The organism is Nonomuraea sp. NPDC049269, from assembly GCF_043197155.1.
Classification (GTDB): domain Bacteria; phylum Actinomycetota; class Actinomycetes; order Streptosporangiales; family Streptosporangiaceae; genus Nonomuraea.
The window spans coordinates 525,081-541,217 of the sequence record NZ_JBICSO010000010.1 but is presented as its reverse complement, the minus strand read 5'-3'; the positions used below and the strand labels follow the sequence as shown (position 1 = coordinate 541,217).

The window sequence follows — 16,137 nt, the reverse complement described above, 5'->3', positions numbered from 1 at the left end:
ACGGTGTATCACGAAGGGTTGGTTGACCATGAGTACGGAAATCTCCGGGCGTCCCCCGCGGATCGCGATCGTCGGAGCCGGGCCCGGCGGGCTGGTGCTGGCGCGCGTGCTGCACGTGCACGGCATCGGGGCGACCGTGTACGAGCGGGAACCGTCGCGGGCCGCGCGTGGTCAGGGCGGCATGCTCGACCTGCGCGCCGACACGGGGCAGTGGGCGCTGCAGGAGGCCGGCCTGACCGAGGGCTTCCGCGCGATCGCCCGTTCCGAGGGTCAGGATCTGCGACTGCTGGACGAGAACGGCACGCTGCTGCTGCGCTTCGACACCCCGGACGACGCGCCGCTCGCCAAGCCCGAGGTCGACCGCGCCGACCTGCGCGACCTGCTGCTCGGCTCGCTGCCCGGCGACGCCGTCGCGTGGGGGCACGCGTACCGGTCCGCGGAAGCGCTGCCCGAGGGCGGGTGGCGGTTGCGCTTCGCCGACGGGACGAGCGCCGACTGCGACCTGCTGGTCGGCGCGGACGGCGCGAACTCCCGCGTCCGCCCGCTGCTCACCGACGCCCGGCCCGCGCACATCGGCCTCAACACGCTGGAAGGCGTCATAGCCGACGTGGACCGCACCCATCCCGAGATCGCGGCCCGCCTCGGGCGCGGGAACTACTGGGCCCTCGGCCCGGACCGGGGGGTATCCGCGCAACGCAACGGCGACGGCCGGGTCCGCGTCTACCTGAGCCTGCACACCGCCGAAGACTGGTTCGCCACCTGCGGTATCCCGTACGACGATCCCGCCCGTGCCGGTACGGAGCTCGCGAAGCTGTTCACCGAATGGGCGCCGGAGATCACCGCGCTGATCGCCGCCTGCGACGGGCCGTTCACGCCCCGCGCGATCACCTCGCTGCCGGTCGGCCTGAGCTGGGCAGGCGTCCCCGGAGTGACGCTGCTCGGCGATGCCGCGCACCTGATGCCGCCGGTCGGGATCGGCGCCAACCTGGCCATGGTCGACGGCGCGGAACTGGCGCTCGCGCTGGCCGCGTGTCCGGACGACCTGGACGCGGCGGTGCGCGCGTACGAGGAGACGATGTTCGTCCGCGGCGCCGAGGCGGCTCGGCACTCCGAGGCGGTCCAGAAGACGGTCATGTCGGGTGCGCGCGGGGTGCTGGAGTTCTTCCAGAGCCGTGGGGCGTCCGCGTGAGCTGGTCAGCTACGGCTGTGCCTTCCACCGAAGTCTGATCTAGCCGATGAGGGCCTCGGTGATCTGACGGGTGGTCTGCGCGGCGACCCTCGGGTTGACGGCGGCATAGGCGGTGTAGGCGTTCAGGCCGGTGGCGAGGGCCCAGCCGCGACCGCGGGTCCAGGTGGCGTCGTCCACGCCGAGCGTGGCCCGGAAGACGGCCCGGCTCTCGGCCGACATCAGGGTGAAGGCGATGGTCAGGTCACAGGCCGGATCGCCGATGCCGAGCTCGCCGAAGTCGATGACCGCGCCGAGACGGCCGTCGATGGTCAGCAGGTTGCCGGTGTGGAAGTCGCCGTGGAACCAGACCGGAGGGCGATCCCATCCGGGGGCGTTCAGGGCCGCGTTCCACAGTTCGGTCATGGCGGTGGTGTCGAACACGCCGCCGACCTCTGCGATCGCGGCCCGCGTCGCGCGATCCCGGGCGGCCAACGGCCGGCCGGTGAGGTCCTCGCGAGCCTCCGGCGACTGAACGTCCTCGGGCCTGAACCGCTGAAGGGCGGCCAGGAACTCCGCCAATGCGACGGCGGCCGCGGACGAGCCGGCCAGTGCCTCGACGGTCGCCACCTCGCCCTCCAGCCAGCGGGACACCGCCCATCGCCACGGATAGCCGAAGTCGGGCTCGCCTACTCCCACCGGTACCGGGATGGCCAGGGGCAGCCGCGGGCCGAGCCGGGGGAGCCACTCGAGTTCCTTCGCGGCCTGTCCGACGGCGCCGGCGTGGCGGGGCAGCCGGACGGACAACTGCTCGCCGAGCCGGTAGATCACATGGTCCGAGCCGGCCGGATCGAGCAGTTCCAGAGGCAACGCGGCCCACTGCGGGAACTGCGTATCGACCAGCCTCCTGACCAGTGGGGCATTGATCGTGGGGCGGATGGAGGTCGCCAAGAGCAACTCCTGCGATAGGCCCGCTCCGTGCGGCGGGCGGCCGGACCATCACAGTGCACCGTGGGTTCGCCTGTCGACCGGATTTCCGGCCAGTCGTCAGGGCCACGCGCTGGTGCAATCTTCAGCGCCACGGCTCTTCGGGGGTGCCGGTTCGTCGGTTGTGGTGGTCCAGCAGCTTGGACAGCAGCTCGGTCAGCCGCTGTCGTTCATCGGGTGACAGCGGAGCCAGTAGTTCGTCCTGGCTTTCGGCCAGCCGCTTCTCCAGTCGCCGCAGTTGCCGCTGGCCCGCTGAGGTCAGCGAGATGATGTTGCGCCGTCGATCGGCGGGGTCCGGGGCGCGCTCGACGAGTTGGTGATCGGCGAGCTCGTTGATCGTCGCGACCATGTCGCTGAGGTGGATGCCACTACGGCGGCCCAGCGCGGCCTGGCTGGCCGGGCCGAGCTCCTCCAGCGTCGCCAGCAGGCGGTAGTGGTAGCCACGGGCGCCGACGGACGAGAACCCGTCGCCCACCAGGCGGTGCGCGTGGTTGGCGGTCTGGTTGAGCAGCCAGCTGGGCAGGCTCTCCCACCTGGTGGGCGTCTTTTCGGCTGGGTTCTCCATGGGGGAAGTCTAACGAATCGTTTGGAGCGCTAATGAATGTGCTATCGTTTGGCGAGTAAACGTTAGCCATACGAACGTTTGGACATCGAATGAGTTCCTCCGAGACCATGATCAAGCCGTTCCGCATCGACATCCCCCAGGCCGATCTCGACGATCTGACCGACCGGCTCTCCCGCACTCGCTGGCCCAACGAGGTCGCCGACGCCGGGTGGGACTACGGGTTCCCGCTGGCGCGGCTCAAGGAACTGGCCGAATACTGGCGTACCGGCTACGACTGGCGTGCGCACGAGGCCAAGCTCAACGAGCTTCCGCACTTCACCACCGAGATCGAGGGCCAGAACATCCACTTCGTCCACGTCCGCTCTTCGAAGCCGGACGCGCTCGCGCTGGTCCTCACCCACGGCTGGCCCGGTTCGTTCCTGGAGTTCCTCGATGTGATCGAGCCGTTGTCGCGCGATTTTCACCTGGTGATCCCGTCCATTCCGGGCTACGGCTTCTCCGGGCCGACCCACGAGCGCGGCTGGGACGCCGTCCGGATCGCGCGGGCGTGGGCCGAGCTGATGCGGCGTCTCGGATACGAGCGCTACGGCGCGCAGGGCGGCGACTTCGGCGCGGGCATCTCCTTGGCGCTCGGCGCGGTGGCGCCGGAGCAGGTCGTCGGGGTGCACATCAACTACCTGCCGACCCGGCCGGACCCGGACGCCGGCATCGAGCTGTCCGAAACGGATGAAGCCCGGCTGGACAAGGTCCGGCAGCTGATGGCCAACCGTCCGCCGTTCCAGGCTCTGCTGGCCCTCACCCCGCAGACCATCGGATACGCGCTGACCGACTCGCCGGTCGGGCAGCTGGTCTGGATCGCCGAGCGCTTCGCACAGTGGACCGACCCGCGCACGCCGGTCAGCGACGATCGGATGCTCACCGACATCTCGCTGTACTGGCTGACCGCGACCGCGGCTTCCTCGGGGCGGCTGCACCACGATGTTCCCCGCGGGCAGGGCGTGCCCTGCGCGGTGCCTGTTGGCGTGGCGGTGTTCCCGCACGACATCACGCAGTCGGTGCGACCGCTGGCCGAGCGGCTGTACGACATCAGGCACTGGTCGGAGTTCGAACGCGGCGGCCACTTCGCCGCGATGGAGGTGCCGGAGCTGCTCGCCGAGGACGTCCGGGACTTCTTCACCACCCACATCGCCACCCGCTAGAAGACGCTGTTGGCCGCGGACTTCCGGGCACCCCGGAGTTCCGCGGCCAACAGGCCGTTCACCTTCGCCGAGTCCAGCCGCACCGCGAAATGTCAGATGATCTCGAGGTTGGCCATCATGCCCATGTCCTCGTGCTCGGCGTTGTGACAGTGGAAGAGGTATCGGCCGCGGTAACCGTCGAACCGGGTGATGATCTCCACCGACTCGCCCGGCCGCAAGGAGACGGTGTCCTTGAGGCCCGCGTCGTGCGGCAGCGGCGGCCGGCCGCTGCGCGAGAGCACCCGGAAGCCGACCAGGTGCAGGTGGACGGGGTGATGGACGTCGGCGACCAGCCGCCACACCTCGACATTGCCCAACCCGACGGTGACATCGGAGCGGCCGGGGTCGAACGGCAGCCCGCCGATCAGCCACCCGTGACCACCGTGCATCCGCCCGGTGCGGAAGGAGAACTCGCGCACCCTGACGGCATCCGACCTGCGCCAGTCCGGCAGATCGTCTGAGAGCGTGCGCGGGATACGGCTGCTGTCGGTGGCGTCGCGCGCGATGCGGAAGGCCATCACGTCGCGGGTACGGCCGGAGCCGAGCCGGTTGACGACCCGGACGCGGCTGCCGATCGCGACACCGGAGAAGTCGATGATCACGTCGTAGCGTTCGGCCGGCGCGATCGGCAGGACGCGGTGGGTGACCGGCGCCGCGAGCAGTCCCTGGTCGGCGCCGATCTGGACGAGGTCGAGCCGGTGGCCGTCGTCGGTGACCGCTTCGAGTTCGTAGTGGCGGGCGTTGGAGGCGTTCAGGATGCGCAGCCGGTAGCGGGCGGCGTCGGCCTCGTACACGGGCCAGGGGGCGCCGTTGACCAGGATCACGTCGCCGAGGACGCCGGCGAGGTACGGGTCGGTCACGCCCGGCCGCTCCCGCAGGGTGGGGTCGAGGGCGGGGTAGGCGAGGCCGCCGTCGGCGGCGAACGCCCGGTCGGCGATCATCAGGGGCAGTTCGCGCCGCCCAGCGGGCAGGCCGAGCGCGTCCTCGGCGTCGTCGCGGACGATGTGCAGTCCGGCCAGGCCGCGCCAGATCGCGGGTGCGGTGAAGTCCATCCGGTGGTCGTGGTACCACAGCAGCGTCGGCCGCTGGTCCAGCGGGAAGGTGTAGTCCCGTGTCAGCCTGGTGACCACCGCACGCGGATCGTGCATGCCGTGCCCCATGTGCATGGCGGCCTCCTGCCAGCCCTCGGGCAGGAGGAGGTCGGTCGGGTAGCCGTCGGAAGCCGCCGGGGTCCGTCCGCCGTGCAGGTGCACGACGGTCGGCACAGGCAGCTCGTTGCGGTGCGTCACGGTGACCGGCCGGCCGCGGCGCGACTCGATCGTCGGCCCCGGGAAGGTGCCGTCATAGGTCCACAGCGGCGTCCTGACACCGGGCAGGATCTCCACGCTCGCTTCGCGCTGAGTGATCGCGTAACGGTCGGCGCCGCCCGAGGTGCTGACCGGCGCCAGCACGGAAGGAATCGGCAGCGGCACCTGGAAAGGCGGCGGCAGCGGTACGGCGCTGCGCAACTCGGCGCCGGTGATCGACGGCCTGCGCGCCAGCGCCGCCGAGGCCGACAGTCCGGTGGCCGTCAGCAGCCCGAGCGCCCCGCCGATGCCCAGCACCTGCCGCCTGGTCATGTCACGCTCACGCATCGCGGGCCTCTCGCGGCCGCCGGAGCATGGGTTGGCGCCAGACCGCGATGAACAGCACGACGAGCGCGACGACGGTCATCACCCCCAACGGGATGTGCAACCACAGCGCGCCGTCCAATCCGGCGAAGTACTGCACGGTCTCGGCCGCCACCACCGCCATCGTGGCAAGCGACGGCCAGACCTGACGCAGCCGGACCCACACCACGATCGCCACGATCACTTGCAGGTAGCCGATGGAGGTGACCACGTCGGCGCCGACCGCGTGCCGGCGCAGGCTGTCGAAGTCACCGGTCAGGTACGCCCCGGCGAACACCGGCTGGCCGACGATCGCCACCACGTGCGCGCTGACGACGGCCCGAAGTGTCCACCCCGCAGGGGTCGTCCGATACGCGGCAACGGTAAGCATGCAGGATCCTCCTCACTCTGTCTCCTTCGCAAACGCCTCGACACTATGGCCTATTAGCTATCTTGCCTAAGATCAATATTGCTATGGTGTTATGTACTGAGAGGCATGATGGACCTGCACACGCTCAGGCAGTTCTTGGTGGTGGCGCGGCGTTTGATCGGAGCGCCTGGATCGCCGTCGACAGCCCCGACTGCCGTCGCGCGCTCACCCTGTTGTGGGGCGCCGACAGCAACCTGTCAACCGCCGCCCGCCTGATGCGTACCACGATCACCGGCTGGAACTGGATCACCGGCGAACCGCAGTGATCGTCCCGGTGGCGCCGCCTCACAATCCAGGGGGCTGTCTGGTCGTAACTACCGGGACGCTGCTTTCACCACGATCTAAGGAGAGACGTCATGTCAGCAGGCCAGGAAGTACGCAACAAGGAGACGTACCACCGCTTCCACGACGCGGTCAACAGCGGCGATCTGGAGATCATCTCGAAGGCGATCGACGAGTTCATTCACCCGGACGGGCGCTTCCACACGGCGGAGCCGACCGACACGACCGCGGTGCAGGCGCAGAAGCGCATTTGGGCGGTGCTCCTGCGCGCGTTCCCCGACATTCACGTGACGATGGAGGACCTGCTCGCCGACGGAGACAAGATCGTCGCTCGGCAGACGGTCACCGGGACCAACTCCGGTGAATACCGCGGCATGCCCCCGACCGGCAGATCCGTCACCTACCAGGAGATCTTCATCGCCCGCTTCGCCGACGGCCAGATCATCGACATCTGGGGAGTGGTCGACATCTACTCACAGCTGCGGCAACTGGGCCTCATCCCGGCGTAGCACCTCGCCGGGCCACCGGTGTGGATGCTGCTGTCGCCCGTCCGCCACCTGCGCACCGCTATGGACGCCCGTCCGCGCGAGGCCGAAGTCAGCGCCGGAACGCATCGTCCCGACCAGGTCGCGGTGCGCGGCATCGACCGCCTCGTGCGACGGGCGTCCACCTGAACCGTCAGCCCAGGGAGATGCGATCGAGGTCAGGCCCCGGGGTCGTGTCGTTGTGGAATTTGATGGTGTTGGGGCCGGCCTTGAGGGCGACGGGGATGCTGACGGTGTACGGGGTGTTGTTGCCCACACCGTTCACCTTCACCTCGATCGGCGTCCCGCCGTTGACGGTCACGAAGAAGGACCGGTTGCCGTTGACCGTGAAGTCGATGTCCAGCGTGTACGTCCGCGCCTCCGGGACAGTGACATCCTCGAACAGCACGTACGCGTCCGGCACGCTGCCCTGGTCCGGTCCGCCGCCGATGTTGCGTACCTTCTGCCCGCCCGAGCAGGCCGCGCAGGCGGTGATACCCGCCTCGCCGATCTTGTTGCGTGAGTCCTCGGCCTCCCGCATGAACACCCGGCCGGCGGGACGCGGTCGCACCCCCAGGGGGCTCGTGACCGTGTTCTGGCGGCCGAGCGACCGGAAGGCGGCCGTGATCGGGATGTCGGTCGCGCTCACCTCCTTTCCGGGCGGCGACGTGAGCGTCCAGGAGCCGGCCAGCGTCTGACCGAGCCGCATCGTGGCCGACGTGGCCGCCTCGCCCTCGATCGTCCAGCCCTCGGGCGCGACCGGGGCCAGGGTGACCTGGTCGAGCGCGTCGTCGTCGTCCAGGCGCAGCGTGGCCGACACCTTCAGAGACTGCCGGCCGGAGCCGACCCACTGCAGGCCCGACGGGTCGACGGTCATGGTGGTCTTGGGCACGGAGGAGGCGGGCGGCATGGGGGCGATCGCGAGGCGGTCCACTCCCGCGCCTCCGGACAGGGTGATCGTGTTGGCGCCCGCGCGCAGGGTGACCGGCAGGGCGGTGGACTGGGGCACGGCCTTGTTGTCGCCGGGCACCTGGACCGTGACCGGGGCCGCGCCGTTGACGGCGACCGACAGGGACGTGGGTGCGGCGGCGGTGTGGTCGATCCGCAGGCGGTACTCGCCCGCCGCCGGGACCGTCACGTCGCGGTAGGTGAGGGTGCCCTCCCGCAGCCCGGTGACCTGGGCCGAGCCCGAGCAGGCGGTGCATCTCTCGACGCGGGCCTTGCCCGTCCGCTGCTGCGCCTCGGCCTCGAGCGGCAAGGCGTCATGGGAGGTCGGGTACGAGCTCGCCACCTGGATCTCGTCGATCCGGAGCCGGTGGTAGAAGCGCGGCGCCTGCGGCCCCGACCAGGTGCTCCGCACCTCCAGTTTCACGTAGCGGGCGCGCTGCTCGCCCAGATCGATCACCTGCGTGCCGCGCGCGCTGGGCATGGCGGCGGCACGTACGGGCTTGCCCCAGTGCTTGCCGTCGTCGCTGACGTAGACGCGGTAGTCCTTGATCCGGGCGGAGTCCTCCGGCCGGCCGAAGGTCGACCTGGCATAGGTGGGAGACCATTCGCGCTGATTGATCGCCAGGTACGAGATCTTGTCCGGCTTGCCGAGATCCAGCGTCATCGACACCGGCACCCGGCCGTCCGAGTCCCAGTAGTTCTCGAACCCGCCGTCCACCAGCGCGGCGGCCGGATGGCCGTCCCCTTCGGCGGACGCCGTGGCCTTGAGCGAGCCGTAGAAGCCCTGACGGCCGGCCGTCTCGACCTTGAACACCGTGTCGTAGTCGTCCCACCGCGTGATCCCGAGGACGGTCAGGTAGCCGCCGGACTGGCTGAAGCGCAGCCGCTCGCCGGTGCGCAGGTCGCTCACCTTCGTGACGCGGTAGCCGTTGTCGCGCAGCCGCACGTGATCGGTGCTGGGCTTGGTGATCACGTGGAGGTACTGGACGTTCCCGGTGCGCGGCAGGGTGATCACACCGTGGGCGCCGTCGTTCCAGCGTCCGGGCTGCATGCCGCCGTACAGGTAGCCGCCGCCCTCGGTGGCCTGCAGCGACTCCTTGATCGGCGGGACCCAGGTGGACATGAAGGTGTTGAAGGCCTCCTGTTGCGGCGGGAACCTGCCGTTCACCATCGCGGTCTCGGCCATGAGCGACTTCATCGACGAGCCGGCGTTGGTGATGTAGCGGCCGGTGGACAGGCGGGCGTCGACGGGGTGGTCGGCGCCGTCGTACCACCAGTCGCCGGTGGTGGGCAGCTTGTAGTCGGCCTCGGTCAGGCGCGGCATCGGGGTGAAGGCGGCCTGTGGGTAGTCGTAGGCCGGGATCATGCCGGTCTTCTGCTCATTGCTGACCGTGTCCATGATCGGGGTGTCGGTGTTGTTGTTGCTCAGCAGCCAGGACGGCCGCTTCTCCCGGACCTTCTCGTACAGGCCGTTCTGCTGCCAGTACTCGTTCTCGTTGTCGATCCAGAACCCGGCCAGGTCCGGATATTTCTCCATAACCTCAAGGAACAGGTCGTAGCTGAACTGGCCGAATCCGGGCCGGGTGGTCAGGTCGACCTGCTTGCCCTTGTAGGCGGAGTAGGCGGCCGAGTCGAGCATCTCGACGCCGGTGTTGTTGTGCCACTGTGGGTCGTCGGTCATGTAGAGCATGATCCGTACGTTCTTCGCCCGCCCGGCCTTCACCAGCTCGCCGAGGAAGTCACGGCTGGTGGAGCAGCTTCCCGGGATCGCGGACGGCCAGGGGCGGGCGTAGCCCAGGGCGCTGTGGAAGGTGGCCAGGACGATGTACGAGGCGCCGAGGTCACGGGCCTGGTCGATCCAGTAGTCGGGACTCCACCCGCCTTCGGTGACGTCCTTCTCCCATTGCGCGCAGTCCAGATGCCTGGGGGCGGTGAACATGCCCCAGTGCAGGAACAGGCCCGCCGTGGAGTCTCTTAACCATTGCTGGCGCGGGTGAACGACTTCGGCGCGGGCCGGCACCGCCGTGAGCAGGCCGGTCAGCAGCACGAGGACGAGGGCAAGGATGGGGGTGGCACGCAGGCGCATGCGGTTTTCTCCCTCGGAGAGTGATGTGCTACTTGGCGGCGCGCTGGACGGCGGCCACTGCGGTGGTGGCGGCGTCCTTGGGGGAGGACTGTCCCGCGATCACGGCGCTCCACGCCTCGGCCACCGGCTTGCGCATCTGCGTCAGCTCGGTGCCGAACCCCGGCAGCAGGTACGGCACGCCGTTCTGCAGGGCCTTGCGGAACTGGCTGTAGATCGGGTCCTGCATGCCCTTGGTGTCGGCCAGGTCCTTGCGTATCGGCATGCTGCCCGCCTCCAGGGCGGCGAGTTCGCCGTCCTTGCCGAGGAACAGGGTGGCGATGGCGTTGAAGGCGGCGTCCTTGTCCTTGGTGAAGGCGCTGATGTGGACGTTGTCGCCGAACTGGTAGACCTTGGCCGGGGCGCTCCCGTTGGGCACGGGCACGACACCGTACTTGAACGAGGCGGTCTTCTTGGCGTTGCCGTACTGCCAGTTGCCGCCGAGCACGAACGCCATGCCGCCGGCGGCGAACTTCTGGAAGGCGACGTCGGGGGTCCAGGTGGCGGCGTCCCGGGGCACGTACCCCTTGTCGGCCCAGCCGCCGACCAGCTTGAAGGCGTTCTCCAGGGCGGCGGCGTCGGGCTTGGCGTAGTCGAAGCCGTAGGCGGTGATGAAGGAGAAGGCGTTGACGTCCTGATCGCCCTGGCCGGGAAGGCCGATGCCGACGTACTTCTTTCCGATCTTGGCGAGGTCGGCGCTCAGCTCGTCCATCGTGGTCGGCGGCGTGATGCCGAACTCGTCAAGGATCGCCTGGTTGTACCAGAGGGCGGTGGTGTTGCTGAAGCCCTGCACCCCGTACACCTTGCCGTCCTGCTTGATGACGGCCGTGTCGGGGATCTGGGCCTTGTCCTTGAACGCCTCGTACTGCGCGGTGAAGTCGGTGATCGCGCCGGCCTTGACGAGCTGGAGCAGGTCGGCGCCGCCCTGGACGAAGACGTCGGGGCCCTGTTTGCTGGCCGCCGCGGCGATCACCTTCTGGGTGAGCTGCTCGCCGGGCACGTACACGCTGTTCAGTGGCTTGGGCAGCTTGGCCTTGGCGTAGACGTCGTTCAGGTCCTTGGTGAACTTCGCGGTGGCGGGGACGCCCTGGGCGTAGTAGTGCCAGAACGTGACCTGGTTGACGTTGCCCGAACCGCCGGAACCGGAGGTCCCGCAGGCGGCCAGGGCGCACAGGGCCGCCGCGGCGGCGAGGCCGCGGAGTTTCGCAGAAATCAACGGACGCTTCCCATCGTGATGCCGCCGACCAGCAGACGCTGCCCGAACAGATAGATCAGTACGGTCGGGACCGAGACCAGGACGGAGACCGCCATGAGGCCCGGCCAGTTCACCCCGTAGGAGGACATTTGCTGCGCGAGCAGCGCGCTGACCGGGTAGAGGCCCGGGTCGTTGAGAAAGGTGATCGCGTACAGGAACTCGCCCCACGCGCCGATGAAGGTGAGGGTCGCCACGGTGGCGATCCCGTTGCGGGTGATCGGCAGCACGATCTTCACGAACCGCTGCCATCTGTTCGCGCCGTCGCTGGCGGCGGCCTCCTCGATGGCGATCGGCACCCCGGTGAAGAACGGCCGCAGCAGCAGGATGCTGAACGGCAGGTTGGTCGCCGCGATCGCGATCGCCACGCCGTACAGGTTGCCGGTGAGGCCCCACTGGGCCAGCAGCCTGTTCAGCGGGATGAGGGTCGAGGTCGCCGGGACCATCTGCAGGATGATCAGTACGGCCAGCGCGCCCGTCACCACGGCCCCGTTGAGCCGGGCCAGGCCGTAGGAGGTGGGCACGGCGATGGCGAGCACGATGACCGTGGTCGACACGGCGATGATCACCGAGTTGACCGCCGAGGCGGCGAAGCCGCCGTTCCACACCTCCACGTACGCCTGCACGGTGGGGGTGAAGATCACCGCCGCCGATTCGGCGAACACGTCCTTGAGGCTCTTGAACGACGTGGCGACCAGCCAGTACAGCGGCAGGGCGTAGATCGCCAGCAGCCCGGCGCAGCCGAGCACGCTGAGCGCGGTGGTGCGTCTCACGGCTGCTCCCTCCGGTTCATCCTGAGGTAGAAGCCGCCCAGGAAGAGCACGATGACCAGCGACAACGTCGCGGTGAAGGAGCCCTGGCCGAACTCGTAGAACTTGAACGCCTGCTGGTAGCCGAGGTACGGCAGCGTGGTGGTGGAGGTGCCGGGCCCACCGCTGGTCATCACGAAGATGAGGTCGAACGAGCGGAAGGCGTTGATCACGACGAGCACCCCGAGGATGGAGATGACGGGACGCAGCAGCGGCAGCACGATGTGCCTGGTCGCCTTCCAGCCGTCCGCGCCGTCGAGCGCGGCGGCCTCCAGCAGCTCCTGGGAGACGTCGAGCAGCGCCGCGCGCAGGACCAGTGCGCAGAACGGCACCACCATCCAGGCGTTGACCAGCCCCAGCACCACGATCGCCAGCGTGCCGTTGGCGAGCCAGGGGATCGGCTGCTGGACCACGTGCAGCCAGAGCAGTACGGAATTGGCCGGCCCGCCCGACTCCAGCAGAAATTTCCACAGATTCCCGGCGACCACGGCGGGCAGCGTCCACACGAACACCATCACGCCGAGCGTCAGGCTGCTCAGGCGGGTACGCGGGCGCAGCACCAGCGCGGCGGCGAACCCGCCGGCCAGCCCGACGACGAGCACGATCGCGACGATGGCCAGCGTATGCAGCACCACGTCACCGAAGGCCGGGTCCTCGATGACCCGCCACATGTTGTCGAGCCCGGTGAAGGGCCGCTCGCCCAGCAGGTTCGCCGCGGTCACGTCGGAGAAGGCCGTACGGAACAGGTCGATGAGCGGGTAGACCGACAGCACCGCGAGGTAGACCGCTCCCGGCAGCAGGAACAGCATCGTCTTGCGGCCGAACAGCGTGCTGCCCCCACCGCTTTGCCGCCGTGTGCTCCGTCGCCGTGTGCTCTGTCGCTGTTCGCGCGCCGCGGCCCGGTCGGCCACGGCCGTCACCACCGCTCGACCCTCGTGCGCTCCCCGGTGCGGGCCGAGGTCAGCGCGGCCTCCAGCATCGCGACGCTGTGCGCGTTGTCGGCGGCGGGTGAGGTCGGCACGCCCGTGCCCTCGACCGCGTCGATGAACGCCCGCAGCACCCCGGCCCGCTCGAACAGCGGCAGCTCGGGCACCTCGACCGGGGTCACGTTCCCGTCCCCGTCGGTGATCGACACGGCCCGGTGGTCGTCCGGCGCGGCCCCCCACCTGAGCAGCCCGTCGTCACCGGAGATCCGCCACACCCCGGGCCACGGCGTCTGCGCGTCGACTCCCTGACTCGACAGCACGTAGTCGATCGTGATCCCGCCGTCCAGTTCGACGAGAAGGCTCGCTCCCGGCGTACGGTCCTGGGCCGAACGCACCGGCGTCACCGGCACGCAGGTGATCGCCACTCCGTCGCGCCCGAACAGGTGGCGCATCAGGTCGAAATGGTGGATGGCCAGCTCGATCAGCGCGTTGGAGTCCCTGACACCCTGGTGGATGCGGTGCCATTCGAGCGAGACCCGCCGGATGGTTCCGACGGCCCGCCGTTCGATCAGGTCACGGACGATCGGGACGCCGGGGAAGATCCGGTAGTTCTGGTCGATGCCGAAGACCAGGCCGCGCTCGGCCGCGAGGCCGGCCAGCTCGCGGGCGGTGGCCGCGTCCAGCGCGAACGGCTTCTCCAGCAGCAGATGGGCGCCGGCCTCCAGCACCTGCCTGGCGACGGCCACGTGCGCGCCGATCGCGACCGGCGCGATCGCGGCCACGGCCCCGGTCGCCTCCAGCGCCTCCTCAACGGTGGCGAACACGGTGCCCGGGTCGGCGCCGGTCGCGGCGACGAACGCCGTACGCGCGTCGGGGGAGGCGTCCACCCAGCCGGTCACGTTGGCGTCGGCGAGCCGCGGGAGGATCTTGGTGGCCCAATCGGTCCCCCACGGGCCCAGGCCGATCTGGATCAGGTCCGTCATGCCTGGACCCACCAGTTCTTCGGGTACTCGCCCTGCCTGGCGGCCTTCGGCTGGGGCTGGGTGGGCGGGGCCGCCCACCGTACGGCGTTGGCCAGGATACGCCTGATCTCGGGCTGGAAGTAGATCGGGGACTCCTCGTGCCCCGGGGCGAAGAAGAAGATCCGGCCCCTGCCCCGGTGGAAGCCGCAGCCGCTGCGCAGCACCTCGCCGCCCTGGTAGGAGCTGATGAAGACGAGCTCGTCCGGCGCGGGGATGTCGAGCGGTTCGCCGTACATCTCGCCCGCGGGGATGACGACGGGGTTGGGGACGCCGCTGACGATCTCGTGGCCCGGCAGGATCGTCCAGAGCAGCTCGCTGTCGCCGTGACGCCAGCCGGTCATCTGGCCGGACGTGCCGAGCAGGGCCTTGGCGATCTTCGACCCGATGGCGGAGTGGAGGATGAGCAGGCCCATGCCGTCGAGTACGCGCCGCTTGACCCGTTCGACCACCTCGTCGCCGACCTCGTCGTCCTTGAGATGGCTCCACCACAGCAGCACGTCGGTGGCGTCCAGCACCGCCTCGCTGAGACCGTGCTCGGGCTGCTCCTGAAGCGCGACGCGTACGTCGGCCTCGGGGCCGAGGTGTTCGACCAGCGCCTGTTCGAGCACCACGTGCAGGCCGTCGGGATACACCGACGAGACGCTGGGAAACTTCTTCTCCTCGTAGAACTCGTTCCACACGGTCACGTTCATCGTTCTCGCACCCATCGGATGTATTGCAGGGGGTTGCGCTCACTTATGTAAGCTCTATCCACAATAGGAGGCGATCTCACAGAAGACAATGGGTGGCTGTCAGCAGGGAAATGCGTCCCAGATGGTGAGATTCTGAGGGCACTGCGAGGGTCTCCGACTGCGATACTCTTCGCTTGAGACATCCGATGACAGCTCGAGGAGGTTCAGGATGACGAAGTCCTCCGACGTCGCGCGGCGCGTCGTTCGGCTGCGAGTCGCCGGTGTTCGGTCCAAGCTGTAGGTAACGAAGCAGAAAGCGAAACGGATGACCTCGTTCATGGTTCGGTCGGCGACGCAGCTCAGCGGCGACACATCCGTGGTCCGCCTGCTCAACCTGCGGTCTGTCCTGCGCGAGCTCTACGGGGGCGGCAGCCACACGATCACCGCGCTCGCGGCCGCGGCCAAGATCTCCCGCCCGACCGCCAGTCAGGCGATCTCCGACCTGCTCGAGGCGGGCTGGATCCAGAGCTCCGACCGGACCGTCGACAAGAAGGACCGGGTGGGGAGGCCGGCGCAGCGCTTCGAGTTCCGCCCCGCCGCCGGCCACGTGCTCGGTGTCGACATCGGCGGCCACAAGGTGCTCGTACTGGTCAGCGACCTGTCCGGGGAGATCGTCGCCGAACGCCGCGAGACCCTCCGCCCGACCTCCTCCAGGGCCAGACGCCTGACGATCATGAACCAGGCGATCACCGCGGCCCTGAACGCGGCCGGCCTGTCCGCCGCCGACATCATGTGCGCGGCCGTCGCAACCCCTGGCGTCGTCGGCCCTGACGGCAAGGTCGCCCACGCCCCGGCCATCCCCGAGTGGGACGGCGTCGACCTGGGCAACCACCTCCACCGCCACTTCCGCATCCCGACCCAGGTGTTCAACGACATGCGGATGGCCGCCCTGGCCGAACACTGGAAGGGCGTGGCCCGCGACGCCTCCGACGTGGTGTACGTCCACGTCGGCCGCCGCATGGGCACCGGCCTGCTGGTCGCGGGCAGGCCGCACGCCGGCGGGCACGGCGCCGCGGCGGAGATCGGCCTCTGGCGCGGGCTGCCGTGGGCGCACGCGTACGAACGACTGCTGGAACTGGCGCCCAGAGCCCTGGCCGGACGGAGCGCCGACCAGGGCGACGCGATCCAGGCCATCTTCGACGCGGCCAAGGCGGGCGACACGGCCGCCCAGGCGGGCATCGACGGGTTCGCCGACCTGCTCGTCCAGGGCCTCGCGCCGGTCATGGTGACGATCGACCCCGAACTGATCATCATCGGGGGCGGCATCTCGGCCGCCGGCGAGGCCATCCGTGAGCCGGTGCGCGTCCGCGTCGAACGCGAGACGGCCTTCCCGCCGACGGTCGTCTGCTCGGTCATGGGCGACCACTCGTCCGCGATCGGCGCCGTACGCAGCGCCCTCGACGTCGCCGAGGAACGCCTTTTCACCAACCTCTCTCCGACTCCCAAACCGGCCACGGTCTGACTGCCTGCCTTCGCCGGTTTCGATC

Annotated in this window: 15 protein-coding genes; 5 read left to right on the top strand and 10 right to left on the bottom strand. The window is 69.3% G+C overall.

The genetic code is table 11. From position 1 onward, the window contains the following. Nucleotides 1–28: 28 nt before the first annotated feature. On the top strand, nucleotides 29–1,189 hold the full coding sequence (locus tag ACGFNP_RS48925; RefSeq protein ID WP_393329992.1) for an FAD-dependent oxidoreductase: 1,161 nt from the start codon (nucleotides 29–31) through the stop codon (nucleotides 1,187–1,189). Between the two features lie 39 nt (nucleotides 1,190–1,228). Here the strand turns inward: ACGFNP_RS48925 and ACGFNP_RS48920 are convergent, their stop codons facing one another. Next, nucleotides 1,229–2,116 (bottom strand): aminoglycoside phosphotransferase family protein, encoded by an 888-nt coding sequence (locus ACGFNP_RS48920; RefSeq protein WP_393329990.1) that lies wholly within the window; start codon nucleotides 2,114–2,116, stop codon nucleotides 1,229–1,231. Between the two features lie 121 nt (nucleotides 2,117–2,237). After that, nucleotides 2,238–2,717, bottom strand: a complete 480-nt coding sequence (locus ACGFNP_RS48915; protein ID WP_393329989.1) for a MarR family winged helix-turn-helix transcriptional regulator — start codon at nucleotides 2,715–2,717, stop codon at nucleotides 2,238–2,240. Between the two features lie 107 nt (nucleotides 2,718–2,824). Here ACGFNP_RS48915 and ACGFNP_RS48910 point away from each other — a divergent pair, with 107 nt between their 5' ends. After that, nucleotides 2,825–3,916, top strand: coding sequence for an epoxide hydrolase family protein (locus tag ACGFNP_RS48910; protein ID WP_393330148.1), 1,092 nt, complete (start codon nucleotides 2,825–2,827; stop codon nucleotides 3,914–3,916). A 92-nt stretch (nucleotides 3,917–4,008) separates the two neighbouring features. Here the strand turns inward: ACGFNP_RS48910 and ACGFNP_RS48905 are convergent, their stop codons facing one another. Continuing rightward, a complete protein-coding gene (locus ACGFNP_RS48905; protein ID WP_393329987.1) occupies nucleotides 4,009–5,589 on the bottom strand; it encodes a multicopper oxidase family protein in 1,581 nt (526 codons plus the stop codon). Then, nucleotides 5,582–5,995 (bottom strand): hypothetical protein, encoded by a 414-nt coding sequence (locus ACGFNP_RS48900; RefSeq protein WP_358327723.1) that lies wholly within the window; start codon nucleotides 5,993–5,995, stop codon nucleotides 5,582–5,584. Before ACGFNP_RS48900 ends, ACGFNP_RS48905 begins: the two co-directional genes overlap by 8 nt. 62 nt (nucleotides 5,996–6,057) lie before the next feature. Here ACGFNP_RS48900 and ACGFNP_RS48895 point away from each other — a divergent pair, with 62 nt between their 5' ends. Further along, nucleotides 6,058–6,300 carry a hypothetical protein gene (locus ACGFNP_RS48895; RefSeq protein ID WP_358327721.1) on the top strand — a complete coding sequence of 81 codons (243 nt, stop codon included), beginning with the start codon at nucleotides 6,058–6,060 and terminating at the stop codon, nucleotides 6,298–6,300. A gap of 90 nt (nucleotides 6,301–6,390) precedes the next feature. Further along, entirely contained in the window at nucleotides 6,391–6,825 is a 435-nt protein-coding gene (locus ACGFNP_RS48890; protein WP_358327719.1) for an ester cyclase, read from the top strand. Nucleotides 6,826–6,994: 169 nt separating this feature from the next. Here the strand turns inward: ACGFNP_RS48890 and ACGFNP_RS48885 are convergent, their stop codons facing one another. From ACGFNP_RS48885 to ACGFNP_RS48860, 6 genes are read right to left on the bottom strand one after another with little or no spacing between them, the layout of a single operon-like run. After that, complete coding sequence (locus ACGFNP_RS48885) at nucleotides 6,995–9,874, bottom strand: discoidin domain-containing protein (RefSeq protein ID WP_393329985.1); 2,880 nt, start codon at nucleotides 9,872–9,874, stop codon at nucleotides 6,995–6,997. 28 nt (nucleotides 9,875–9,902) lie between these two features. Beyond that, on the bottom strand, nucleotides 9,903–11,126 hold the full coding sequence (locus ACGFNP_RS48880) for an ABC transporter substrate-binding protein (RefSeq protein ID WP_393329983.1): 1,224 nt from the start codon (nucleotides 11,124–11,126) through the stop codon (nucleotides 9,903–9,905). After that, nucleotides 11,123–11,935: a carbohydrate ABC transporter permease gene (locus ACGFNP_RS48875; protein ID WP_393329981.1), complete on the bottom strand. Its 813-nt coding sequence runs from the start codon at nucleotides 11,933–11,935 to the stop codon at nucleotides 11,123–11,125. Before ACGFNP_RS48875 ends, ACGFNP_RS48880 begins: the two co-directional genes overlap by 4 nt. Then, nucleotides 11,932–12,894 (bottom strand): sugar ABC transporter permease, encoded by a 963-nt coding sequence (locus ACGFNP_RS48870; RefSeq protein WP_358327714.1) that lies wholly within the window; start codon nucleotides 12,892–12,894, stop codon nucleotides 11,932–11,934. Before ACGFNP_RS48870 ends, ACGFNP_RS48875 begins: the two co-directional genes overlap by 4 nt. Next, nucleotides 12,888–13,880, bottom strand: a complete 993-nt coding sequence (locus tag ACGFNP_RS48865; protein ID WP_393329980.1) for a Gfo/Idh/MocA family protein — start codon at nucleotides 13,878–13,880, stop codon at nucleotides 12,888–12,890. The genes ACGFNP_RS48870 and ACGFNP_RS48865 overlap by 7 nt, the downstream gene beginning before the upstream one ends. Continuing rightward, on the bottom strand, nucleotides 13,877–14,626 hold the full coding sequence (locus tag ACGFNP_RS48860) for a ThuA domain-containing protein (RefSeq protein ID WP_358327712.1): 750 nt from the start codon (nucleotides 14,624–14,626) through the stop codon (nucleotides 13,877–13,879). Before ACGFNP_RS48860 ends, ACGFNP_RS48865 begins: the two co-directional genes overlap by 4 nt. Nucleotides 14,627–14,915: 289 nt before the next feature. On the opposite strand from ACGFNP_RS48860, the gene ACGFNP_RS48855 reads away from it, so the two are divergent. Next, nucleotides 14,916–16,112 carry an ROK family protein gene (locus tag ACGFNP_RS48855; RefSeq protein ID WP_393329978.1) on the top strand — a complete coding sequence of 399 codons (1,197 nt, stop codon included), beginning with the start codon at nucleotides 14,916–14,918 and terminating at the stop codon, nucleotides 16,110–16,112. Nucleotides 16,113–16,137 lie beyond the last annotated feature (25 nt).

Excerpts from the sequence above, each read along its gene's own strand:
- ACGFNP_RS48905 (WP_393329987.1), bottom strand. The coding sequence starts at position 5,589 with ATGCGTGAGCGTGACATGACCAGGCGGCAGGTGCTGGGCATCGGCGGG.
- ACGFNP_RS48860 (WP_358327712.1), bottom strand. The coding sequence starts at position 14,626 with ATGGGTGCGAGAACGATGAACGTGACCGTGTGGAACGAGTTCTACGAG.
- ACGFNP_RS48910 (WP_393330148.1), top strand. The coding sequence starts at position 2,825 with ATGATCAAGCCGTTCCGCATCGACATCCCCCAGGCCGATCTCGACGAT.
- ACGFNP_RS48915 (WP_393329989.1), bottom strand. The coding sequence starts at position 2,717 with ATGGAGAACCCAGCCGAAAAGACGCCCACCAGGTGGGAGAGCCTGCCC.
- ACGFNP_RS48855 (WP_393329978.1), top strand. The coding sequence starts at position 14,916 with ATGACCTCGTTCATGGTTCGGTCGGCGACGCAGCTCAGCGGCGACACA.
- ACGFNP_RS48900 (WP_358327723.1), bottom strand. The coding sequence starts at position 5,995 with ATGCTTACCGTTGCCGCGTATCGGACGACCCCTGCGGGGTGGACACTT.
- ACGFNP_RS48925 (WP_393329992.1), top strand. The coding sequence starts at position 29 with ATGAGTACGGAAATCTCCGGGCGTCCCCCGCGGATCGCGATCGTCGGA.
- ACGFNP_RS48865 (WP_393329980.1), bottom strand. The coding sequence starts at position 13,880 with ATGACGGACCTGATCCAGATCGGCCTGGGCCCGTGGGGGACCGATTGG.
- ACGFNP_RS48890 (WP_358327719.1), top strand. The coding sequence starts at position 6,391 with ATGTCAGCAGGCCAGGAAGTACGCAACAAGGAGACGTACCACCGCTTC.
- ACGFNP_RS48885 (WP_393329985.1), bottom strand. The coding sequence starts at position 9,874 with ATGCGCCTGCGTGCCACCCCCATCCTTGCCCTCGTCCTCGTGCTGCTG.